A 9802-nucleotide genomic window follows, 5' to 3' on the forward strand; every position below is an offset into this window, starting at 1 on the left:
ATACGAACACGATCGTTTTTCCATGCTGCGCGGCAGGTCCGGTGGTCGGTCCGCTCCACGCCTGACCCGACTTCGTCGCCTGCACCGTGTAGGCCTTCGCTTCGGCCAGAAACGTGTCGTCCGCGCGTGCGTTCAATGCGGAAGATGCGGCCAGCGCGGCACAAAGGGTGATCATAAGACGCTGCTTCATGGTGTCTCCTGTTAGTTTTATCAGTGCGGTACGTGCGGTACGTGCGGTACGTGCGGTACGTGCGGTACGTGCGGTACGTGCGGTACGTGCGGTACGTGCGGTACGTGCGATTAATCGCTGCGCCCGGTACCCGGCAGCGTGTGCGCCGATCCATCGGGTTCGCCCGGCACAGGGGTTTGAATGGACTTGCGCGGGCTGCGGCGGCGCCGCTGGGTGTACCCGGCAATGCCGATTGCAACCAGCAACGTCGCACCGTTGAAAAGCGGTTCGATGTAGAAGTCGCCGCCAAGCTGCTGGATCCCCGCTATGCCGACCGCCAGGATGGACACACCGAACACCGTGCCCCATACATTGACCCGCCCGGGCTTGATCGTGGTCGAGCCGAGGAACGCGCCAACCAGCGCGGGCAGCAAGTAGTCCAGCCCAACGCTCGCCTGGCCGATGCGCAGCTTGGCCGCGAGCACGATCCCCGCGAAGGCCGTCAGCACGCCCGAGCTGACAAAAGCAAGAATCACGTAACGACGGGCCGGAATACCGTTGAGTGCGGCAGCACGCGGGTTCGCGCCAATCGCGTAGAGGTAGCGGCCGATCGGCAGATAGTCCGACGCGATCCATAACGCGACTGCGATCACCACCACATACGTTGCCGCGATTGGCAGTCCGAACAATGACGTGGTAAAAATGGACGTAAAGGCGTCGGGCAAGGTACCAATGACCTGACGTCCGCCGGTATGCCACATCGCAATGGCGTAAAGCACGGTGCCTGTTCCCAGCGTGGCGATAAACGAATCGATTTGCGCCACCTCGACCAGCAGCCCGTTGAGCAAGCCCAGCAGCGCGCCAAGCGCAAGAACAATGACCACCGCGACCCGCCAGTCGATCCCGTAGGACGTCTGCAAGCTGATGGCGAGGATGTGCCAAAGCACAATCCCATAGCCGACTGTCAGGTCGATACGGCCGGTTGCCATCGGGATCATCGCGGCGAGTGCGAGGATCGCGATGATCGATTTGTCGCCGACGATCGACCGCACGTTCAGCAAGGTGGGAAACGTGTCAGGCAGGATCAGCGAGAACAGCACGATCAGTGCGAGCGTGAGGACCGGCAAGCCGAACACAGGCAACAGACGCACGAATCGGGAGATCCGCGAGAGGGCGGCGAGTTCACGGCGCGTGGGTTCGAGCGCGTTGGATTTGAGCGATTGCATAGGGATGCCTCAGGCGGTAAGTGGAACAACATCGGCTGGACTCACGCCATAATCCAGCGACGCGCAATGCAGCAACTCCGAGACGCTGAGCTGGTCGACGGGCAACTCGCGAGCAATCGTGCCCGTCCGGAACACCAGGGCGCGATGGCAGATCTGGGCAGTCTCCTCGAAGTCCGACGAGATCAGCACCACCGCCATTCCGGTGCGCACCGCTTCCCCAAGCAGCCGATAAATTTCTGCCTTGGCGCCAATATCGACGCCTGCAGTGGGGTCTTCGAGAATCAGCACATGCGCGCCAATCCGCAGCCAGCGTGCAATCACGACCTTCTGCTGATTGCCGCCCGAGAGCGTTTCGATCAACGCCGCCGGATCGTTCGGGCGCAACGCAACACGTCGTCCCAGTGCCAGCGCTTCGACGGTTTCGCTGGCCGCCGAGCGCATATGCAGCCCCTTGCGGCCGCTCGCGCGAGGGTTGAGAAAGAGGTTTTCGCGAACGCTGAGGCCGGGTCCTATCGACTCGCCGTAACGGTCGCCGGCGACCAGGCACAAGCCGTTCGCCACGGCCGCTCCGGGCGATGACAGATCCACTTGTTCACCGTTGAGCAGCACGGTGCCGGAGAGGATCGGGTCTGCGCCGAAGAGCGCCTTGCCAAGCGAGTCGTGGCCGGCGCCGCGCAAGCCGACCAGTCCGAGGATCTCGCCGCGGCGGACATCGAAGTTAAGCGGACCCGCTTCTTCCGTATGCAACCTGCGCACCGACAACGCGATGGGCGCAGCACCCGGCGCGGGCGGCCGCACGAATACCGAGTCGGGTTCACGTCCTACAATATGGCGGATCAGTTCGGCAGGCGCGGTGTCTGCCGTGTTCTGCTGCGCGACGCGCCGGCCATCACGCAGCACCACAATGCGATCGGATAGTGCAAACACCTCGTCCAGCCGGTGCGATACATAGATCATCGCGACGCCTTGCTCGCGCAGACCCAGCAACACGCGATGCAGACGCTGTACTTCACTTTCGGGCAGGCTTGCCGTTGGTTCATCAAGGACTAGCAGATCGGCGCGGCTCGACAAGCCACGCGCTATGGCCACCAGTGACTTCTCCGCGCGCGACAACGTGAACACGCGCTGTTCAGGATCGATGTCGCCGCCCACCAGCGACAGCGCGGCTTCAGCTGACGCGCGCACTGCGCCCCATGAGATCAGGCCACGCCGCTTCGCATAGGTGGTCGCGAGCGCAATGTTCTCGGCAACCGTCATCCAGTCGACGAGCCCCAGATCCTGATGCACGAACGCGACACGGCCGCGCATGGCGCGCGCATCCGTCGGCGCGCCGCGAAACAGCAACGTGCCGCTTGACGGTGCGTGAACACCGGCCAATATCTTGATCAGAGTGGATTTGCCGGCGCCGTTCTCGCCAAGCAACGCGACGATTTCACCGGCGGCTACGTCGAAGCTGACGTCCTCGAGCGCGCTCACGCCGTTGAAGCGCTTGCCGACGCCGCGAACTTCGAGCACCGGAATACGCGGTGCTGCACGTGGCTCGGCCGCGTGTTGCATCGTTGCAGACATGTCTCACTCCATCAATTAGGCCGTTGGCCGAATTTAGTGTTTGTCACACCGCTTTTTTGTTTTTACTATTATTGGACGACACGTTCGCGGCCGCCCACCGAAAACCGGCCAGCCCAACATCGAAAATCGGCCAGCGCGGAACGATATAAAAAGCGGAAGAACGGAGCGAGACACCATGAAAGAGAGCGACGAACTGATCGACTGGACCCTGCCGGAGGACGATCCCGTCAACCCGTTTCGATGCAGCGATCCGCTGCCGGAATGTGTCGAACGCGTGGAACCGGGCAAGGCGGTGATCGGCTCGCGCGGCGACCCGAAGAACAAGATCCTGTGCGTCGAGCAGGGGCGCCTGAAACTTGAAGGGCCGCACGGTGAGTGGTTGCTGCTGCCCGCGCATATGGTTTTTATTCCGCATAGCCGGCCATACCGGCTTTACACCAGCGCCGACGCGGTAGTGGTCGTGACCCACCTTGGCGCGCAGCATACGGTGTGGCAGCACGAAGGCTGCTGGGCGGCACCGGTTAGCGGGCTGGCGCGCGAGATGTTCGCTTATGCGCTGCGGTGGGACCGTGAACGCGCCGCCGATGACACCATCGCCAACGCCTATTTCCAGGCGCTCGGCCTTTTGTGCAAGGACTGGTTCGAGTGCTCGCGCATGATGTGGATTCCGTTTGGCGAGTCGCCCGCGCTTAAGCGCGCCATCGCTTATACGCGTACGCGGCTGGACTCGGCGACTATCGAACTGGCGGCGCAAGCGGCCGGCACGTCGGTGCGCACGCTACGTCGATACTTCCAGGACGAGCTGGGAATGAGCTGGCGCCGCTTCTTGCAGGAATTGCGCATGGCGCGCGCGATTGAACTGATGACGCGCAAACGTCTGTCCGTCACACAAACCGCGCTGGAAGTGGGCTTCAATAGCGTAGCCGCTTTTTCGCTGGCCTTTTCTTCGTTCACAGGGAAGACACCAAGCTCGTATACACGCGACTTCCTGAATGAAACGTTCATTCCGAACAATGCAATGGGCAGTCGTATTGAGAGCGAGGTTTAGCGCCAGGGTTCAGCGCTTTTCCGCATCGCCATTGGGCTCCGGATCGTTTTCCCCGATGTGATAGGCCCGTGGACGAATACGCGCTTCGAGTTCGCTGTTCATTTGCATTTCTCCTAGGGGAAAGCACCCGGCAATTTGCCGTGCATGGCGCAGGGCGCGAGAACCGGCATCGACGCTACGCGATATAAGCCGCACTTTCCGATACCTGTTCGTATCTGACTCACTACGCTGCCCCGCATTAAACCGGGGACGCGGCCCGCATCGTAACGGGTCATGACTGCATCGGCGCGCGTGTATCCGTCGTCCGTGACAAGGAGGCGTCTCGCTCGGCAAGATCGGGACGATGGGCGATAGCCCGCGTCATGTCCCTTGCACGTCCCTCAGATCAGCGCTGATCGTCGTCATTCGTCATCTCCGCCACGATGGAACCATGGTTGATGATCGCCACCAGTGAAATTCCGCCGATCATATTGCCGATCAAGGTTGGCGCAAAAAAGTTGAGCAGATAGTCCTGCACGCTTGCTGCACCCGCCATCACGCTGTAGCTCGCTTCGACCGAACCGGCGATCACATGTGACAGCTTGCTCAACGCGACCACATACGTGATCAGTAAAATCGTCACTAGCCGGGCCGAACGCGCGCTCGGCAGCAGCCAGACCATCAACGCGATCAACCAGCCGGCAAACACTGCGCGCACGACCGTCACCATGAAGGTGCCGGAAAAAGGTTGCTTGCCTAAAACGCCCAGGGCCGTGACGACATCATCGGTAAAGACGCCCGGGATTTGAAGCATGGCCGCGAATATCAACGTGCCTGCGATGTTCCCGAATAGCACGAGTCCCCAAAGCCGGCCAGTCTTCGCAACGGTCGTCACGTCGCGCCGCGTCAAGACCGGAAGCACAGCGCTCAGGGTGCTTTCCGTAAACAATTGCTGCTGGCCAAGAACGACGATGACGAATCCGACCGTGTAGCCGAAAGAAGCGACGAGAGCCCGCCAAGGGGTATCGGGCAAAGAGCTTTCAATTACAGCCTGCGTCAAGAAGGAGAATCCCATCGATAGCCCGGCGGCCAGCGCAGACATAATGAGCGCGCCGGCCGTTCGCTCCATGGCCGCCTCGCCTTCTTCCCTGACGACTTCGTGGATTACCAGGGCACGTGGGGAGGCATGTTGCGCGGCCTGTTTTTGTTCCCCGTCATCGAGATGAGGGGAGCTGGAGCCAGCATCGGGACCGGGCATGATTCGATATCCTTGGGTTGTGACTCGTCACCGGACGTCGAAGTCTCCGTGGACTTGTTCACAACCCTGCACAATAAATGCCTGCCCCCTTCTCGGCTAAGCGGAACTGCCATTCCTCGCGCGACGCATACGCTTGAGTGGCCCGGTTCGATCCACGTTGGCGCACGCTGCCGAAATAATCCCAGAATGTATAAACTCGTTCATCGCCATAGATGCGACGAAATGCAGGCGCCAAAAGATACCAACGAGCGATTGAGGTTGAGCCCGGGGCATGACAGCGACGTCGAGCTGCGTTACACAGCGATGAACCTCGCCCACCGCTGTTCCCGTCCGCTACGGGCTTCGCTAACGAATGGGAACGCAGTTGCCGGACTTAACCCTGTCCGCTCACGCGGTCGATTTCCTTGAGAAGATCAGCCAGCGATTGCTTGCATTCCAGAGCGTCCGGAGTACCCGCGCGCAGTGCCGACAATGCGCGATCACATAGATCGCCGAGACGACCCCGACCATGCCGGGGATCTGGCGGATATACGCGAGCGGCACAGGGTCCGTGTCGCCATATCAACGAAAGGTCATTTTCACGATCCTTGAAATTCAGACAACCGCAGGCCTATTTTGAAGTCACCCGAAGCCTTCTGTTGCATTGATGTTCAAGCCGTACTTTTAGCTTTTTATCCAGCTGGGTTAGCCGTTCACGCAGCAATCTAACCTCTCCTTCACTGATACCGCGCAACGTAATCCGCTGATCGAGCACGGTGCCCCTGCGGGTGATCGTCCAACTTTCGATCGCGTCCTGATCGTCCTTGATACAACCCAATACTGACGTGACCGCATCCAGATCCGGAGATGAAGTGACGTGTAAAGTATGGGTCAATTCCAGTCCGGGCAGCCATTCTTCAAAGCTGCTTTCAAAGCTGCCTTCAAATCGCGAACTGGAAGATGGCGAGAACGCGTACGGCATGGCTGCTCCAGAAAAGATAAGCGATCCGGCGCATCATGCCCACCGCTTCGTGACCGCTAAATGCTTGATAGTTACACTGTCCAGTCGAGAATCACCTTGCCGCTTTCGCCTGAAAGCATCGTCGCGAATGCCTGCTTGTAGTCGTCGACGGCAAAGCGATGCGTGAGGATCGGTGATAGATCGAGGCCGCTTTGCAGCATCGCGACCATCTTGTACCAGGTCTCGAACATCTCGCGGCCGTAGATTCCCTTGATCTCCAGCCCCTTGAAAATTACCTGAGTCCAGTCGATGGCGGTTTGCGGCGGCGGAATACCCAACAGCGCAATTTTCCCGCCATGATTGATTGCTTCGAGCATGCTCGTGAACGCACTCGGCACACCCGACATTTCCAGACCAACATCAAAGCCTTCGGTCATGTGCAGATCTTCCATCACGTCGCGCAACGATTCACGCGACACGTTCACCGCGCGCGTCGCGCCCATCTTGCGCGCGAGTTCCAGACGATAGTCGTTGACATCGGTAATGACGACGTTGCGCGCACCGACGTGTTTTGCAATCGCGACCGCCATGATGCCGATCGGCCCCGCGCCCGTGATCAATACATCCTCGCCGACCAGATTGAACGACAGGGCGGTATGCGTTGCGTTGCCGAACGGATCGAAGATCGCGGCGAGGTCATCGGAGATATCGGCTGGAATCTTGAACGCGTTGAACGCGGGAATCACCAGGAACTCGGCGAACGCGCCTTCCCGATTCACACCCACGCCGACCGTATTGCGGCACAGGTGGCGGCGCCCCGCGCGGCAGTTGCGACAGAAGCCGCAGGTGATGTGGCCTTCCCCCGACACACGGTCGCCGATCGCAAAGCCGCGCACTTCCTGCCCCATGCCAACGATCTCGCCCACATATTCATGCCCGACATGCATCGGCACGGGAATCGTTTTTTGCGCCCACTCGTCCCATTTCCAGATGTGGATGTCGGTGCCGCAAATCGCCGTGCGGGTGATACGAATCATCACATCGTTATGGCCGATTTCAGGCTTGGCAACATCCGTCATGGTCAGGCCCGGTGCACGTTCGAGTTTGGCCAGTGCTTTCATGTTCGTCCTCTCTCAGATAATGCCAAGCGACCGGCCGACACGCGCGAAGGCGTCGACGGTGAAGTCGATCTGTTCGGGTGTGTGCGCAGCGCTCATTTGCGTTCGGATGCGAGCGCGTCCCTTCGGAACCACGGGAAACGAGAAACCGATCACGTAGACGCCTTCTTTGAGCAGCGCATCGGCCATGCGCGATGCCAATTGCGCGTCGCCAAGCATGACCGGGATGATCGGGTGTTCGCCGGGAACAAGCGTGAAACCGAGTTCGCTCATGGCCGTGCGAAAACGCGCGCTGTTTTCCCGCACGCGTTGGCGCAGTGCAGCGCCTTCTTCGCTCGCCAGCAACTCGAGCACCTTGAGTGTCGCGGCCGCGATACTCGGCGCGAGCGTGTTCGAAAACAGATACGGGCGCGAGCGCTGACGCAGCAGTTCGATCACTTCCTTGCGCGCAGCGACATAACCGCCCGACGCGCCGCCCAGCGCCTTGCCAAGCGTGCCTGTAATGATATCGACGCGCGACATCACACCGCAATGCTCGGGCGTGCCGCGGCCACGCTCGCCGATAAACCCGACAGCATGCGAGTCATCGACCATCACGAGTGCGCCGTAGCGGTCGGCCAGATCGCAGATACCGGCGAGATTGGCGATGATCCCGTCCATTGAAAATACGCCGTCAGTCGCGATCATCTTGAAGCGCGCGCCGGCGGCGTCCGCTTCGCGCAACCGGGCTTCGAGATCCGCCAGATCGTTGTTCTTGTATCGATATCGCTTCGCCTTCGACAAACGCACGCCGTCGATAATGCTCGCGTGATTCAGTTCGTCGCTGATGATCGCGTCGGATTCATCAAGCAGGGTTTCGAACAGGCCGCCATTGGCGTCAAAACAGCTGGAGTACAGAATGCAGTCGTCGGTTTGCAGGAACCCCGCGATAGCCTGCTCCAGCTCCTTGTGAACCGTCTGCGTGCCGCAAATGAACCGCACCGACGCCATGCCGAAACCGTCACGGTCCAGCCCTTGTTTGGCTGCCTCGATGAGGCGCGCGTCGTCGGCGAGACCAAGATAGTTATTCGCGCAGAAGTTCAGCAGGTTCATGCCGTCCGCGAGGCGCACGCCAGCCGATTGCGGACTCGCAATGACCCGCTCGGACTTGTAGAAGCCATTGGCGCGAATCTGCTCGATCGTGCCGCGCAGATGGCTGAGATAACGGTCTCGCATGAAGCAGGCTCCTGAATAGAGTCGCACCCGCCACCTGCTATAGTGGCTTAACGATGAAATCGAAATATTTCGTTATATCGAACATATATCCTATATATCGAACAACTTTAAACGATAGGTCAAGAAATGGCAAGTTCCGGAATCCGGCGCGGGGCAAAGAGCGCTGTCGCTACACCCCTCCCTTCCGCAGCAGCACCGCCACGTGTGGGCGAGCAGATTGCCCGATTGCGTAGCGAGCGCGGCATGACGCTCGACGATTTATCGCGGTCGGCGGGTGTGTCTAAATCGATGCTCTCCGAAATCGAGCGCGACAAGGCGAATCCGACCATCGCAGTTGCGTGGCGCCTGACCAACGCGCTTGGCGTGAGCCTCGACTATCTGTTCGCGCAGCAGAAGGCGCCTGAGACAATTGCCGTGGCGGGCCCGCACGATATCCCGACGCTGAGCGGCCACGAGGGCAAGTATCAGTTGCGCATCTGGGGGCCGATCGAGCTCGCCGGAAAATTCGAATGGTATGAGTTGTTGTTGCAGCCGGGCGGCGCGCTCGTGTCGAATGCGCACGAACCGGGAACCCGCGAGCACTTGACAGTGCTGCAGGGATCAATCGAGATTGAGGCGGCGGGTGCCACAAAACGTTTGAAGACGGCCGATACCGCCCGCTACGTGGCCGATGAACCTCACGTCATCCGCAATGCCGGAAAGACCGAGGCGAAGGCGCTTTTGGTGGTCATCCACGGATGAACGGAGCACCGGCAGTTGATTCGGCTGTCAATTTGAACATTCACCATTCTGCTCATGCAGACGCACGAACAATCGTGCCCGCGCGGGGCAGATGTTCAATCAATTTTTGCCCGCGATGGGTGATGCGCCAGTCGCAGCAATGCTTAGGTTAACGAAATATAGGCGCTGGATATATCGCCAAGCGTCGCTATTCCATCTCTATCATCGGAGTTGCCACTCGCGTTGACGCCGTGGCCGTTGATCGTTCATGCAGAATACATAGCCGCGTATGACGCGCATCCGTCGCCATCCGCGATGAGTCAAATATCGCGGCAAGGCAATTACGCGATGGCCGTTACCCGCGCAATTGCAATTAACGCACTCGCGTAGCCGATCAAAACGCGGTCCTACATTTTCGGCAACGAGAGAAGGCTCCCCCGCCCTCCCCACTCATTCGCCGATCCACGCGACAGAACAACTCTTAGCAGACTTCCTCAGCCTGGCGCACGCGCGGCAGCATGCGGTCGAACTCGCGCTTGACGATGCCGTAGCATTCGCAC

Annotated in this window: 8 protein-coding genes and 3 pseudogenes; 2 read left to right on the plus strand and 9 right to left on the minus strand. The window is 60.0% G+C overall.

Annotated elements, in window-relative coordinates; all coding sequences use genetic code 11:
• The 3 genes and pseudogenes from GSQ93_RS17960 to GSQ93_RS17970 form a co-directional block, all read right to left on the minus strand.
• A pseudogene (locus GSQ93_RS17960) lies at nt 1-190 on the minus strand (sugar ABC transporter substrate-binding protein); the annotation flags it as partial.
• A gap of 110 nt (nt 191-300) precedes the next feature.
• Entirely contained in the window at nt 301-1395 is a 1095-nt protein-coding gene (locus GSQ93_RS17965) for an ABC transporter permease (protein WP_158937006.1), read from the minus strand.
• A 9-nt stretch (nt 1396-1404) separates the two neighbouring features.
• Nucleotides 1405-2964 (minus strand): sugar ABC transporter ATP-binding protein, encoded by a 1560-nt coding sequence (locus GSQ93_RS17970; RefSeq protein ID WP_254073925.1) that lies wholly within the window; start codon nt 2962-2964, stop codon nt 1405-1407.
• 175 nt (nt 2965-3139) lie between these two features.
• On the opposite strand from GSQ93_RS17970, the gene GSQ93_RS17975 reads away from it, so the two are divergent.
• Nucleotides 3140-4012, plus strand: coding sequence for an AraC family transcriptional regulator (locus GSQ93_RS17975; protein WP_158937007.1), 873 nt, complete (start codon nt 3140-3142; stop codon nt 4010-4012).
• Nucleotides 4013-4397: 385 nt separating this feature from the next.
• On the opposite strand, the gene GSQ93_RS17980 is transcribed toward GSQ93_RS17975, so the two are convergent.
• The 5 genes and pseudogenes from GSQ93_RS17980 to GSQ93_RS17995 all read right to left on the minus strand — a co-directional run bounded on the left by GSQ93_RS17980 (nt 4398) and on the right by GSQ93_RS17995 (nt 8522).
• Nucleotides 4398-5249 carry a formate/nitrite transporter family protein gene (locus GSQ93_RS17980; RefSeq protein WP_158937008.1) on the minus strand — a complete coding sequence of 284 codons (852 nt, stop codon included), beginning with the start codon at nt 5247-5249 and terminating at the stop codon, nt 4398-4400.
• Nucleotides 5250-5732: 483 nt separating this feature from the next.
• Nucleotides 5733-5831: pseudogene (locus tag GSQ93_RS38150) on the minus strand (mannonate dehydratase); the annotation flags it as partial.
• A gap of 28 nt (nt 5832-5859) precedes the next feature.
• Nucleotides 5860-6210 (minus strand): hypothetical protein, encoded by a 351-nt coding sequence (locus GSQ93_RS17985; RefSeq protein ID WP_158937009.1) that lies wholly within the window; start codon nt 6208-6210, stop codon nt 5860-5862.
• A gap of 71 nt (nt 6211-6281) precedes the next feature.
• Nucleotides 6282-7310: an L-threonine 3-dehydrogenase gene (gene tdh / locus GSQ93_RS17990; protein WP_158937010.1), complete on the minus strand. Its 1029-nt coding sequence runs from the start codon at nt 7308-7310 to the stop codon at nt 6282-6284.
• A 12-nt stretch (nt 7311-7322) separates the two neighbouring features.
• On the minus strand, nt 7323-8522 hold the full coding sequence (locus tag GSQ93_RS17995; RefSeq protein ID WP_158937011.1) for a glycine C-acetyltransferase: 1200 nt from the start codon (nt 8520-8522) through the stop codon (nt 7323-7325).
• Between the two features lie 126 nt (nt 8523-8648).
• On the opposite strand from GSQ93_RS17995, the gene GSQ93_RS18000 reads away from it, so the two are divergent.
• Nucleotides 8649-9263 carry a helix-turn-helix domain-containing protein gene (locus tag GSQ93_RS18000; protein WP_158937012.1) on the plus strand — a complete coding sequence of 205 codons (615 nt, stop codon included), beginning with the start codon at nt 8649-8651 and terminating at the stop codon, nt 9261-9263.
• Between the two features lie 460 nt (nt 9264-9723).
• On the opposite strand, the pseudogene GSQ93_RS38725 reads toward GSQ93_RS18000, so the two are convergent.
• Nucleotides 9724-9802: pseudogene (locus tag GSQ93_RS38725) on the minus strand (Crp/Fnr family transcriptional regulator); the annotation flags it as partial.

This window comes from Burkholderia sp. S171 (assembly GCF_009766085.1).
GTDB lineage: Bacteria > Pseudomonadota > Gammaproteobacteria > Burkholderiales > Burkholderiaceae > Caballeronia.

What these genes read in the sequence shown, in the direction of transcription:
- GSQ93_RS17965 (WP_158937006.1), bottom strand. Translation starts at nt 1,395, where the DNA reads ATGCAATCGCTCAAATCCAACGCGCTCGAACCCACGCGCCGTGAACTC.
- GSQ93_RS17970 (WP_254073925.1), bottom strand. Translation starts at nt 2,964, where the DNA reads ATGTCTGCAACGATGCAACACGCGGCCGAGCCACGTGCAGCACCGCGT.
- GSQ93_RS17975 (WP_158937007.1), top strand. Translation starts at nt 3,140, where the DNA reads ATGAAAGAGAGCGACGAACTGATCGACTGGACCCTGCCGGAGGACGAT.
- GSQ93_RS17980 (WP_158937008.1), bottom strand. Translation starts at nt 5,249, where the DNA reads ATGCCCGGTCCCGATGCTGGCTCCAGCTCCCCTCATCTCGATGACGGG.
- GSQ93_RS17985 (WP_158937009.1), bottom strand. Translation starts at nt 6,210, where the DNA reads ATGCCGTACGCGTTCTCGCCATCTTCCAGTTCGCGATTTGAAGGCAGC.
- tdh (WP_158937010.1), bottom strand. Translation starts at nt 7,310, where the DNA reads ATGAAAGCACTGGCCAAACTCGAACGTGCACCGGGCCTGACCATGACG.
- GSQ93_RS17995 (WP_158937011.1), bottom strand. Translation starts at nt 8,522, where the DNA reads ATGCGAGACCGTTATCTCAGCCATCTGCGCGGCACGATCGAGCAGATT.
- GSQ93_RS18000 (WP_158937012.1), top strand. Translation starts at nt 8,649, where the DNA reads ATGGCAAGTTCCGGAATCCGGCGCGGGGCAAAGAGCGCTGTCGCTACA.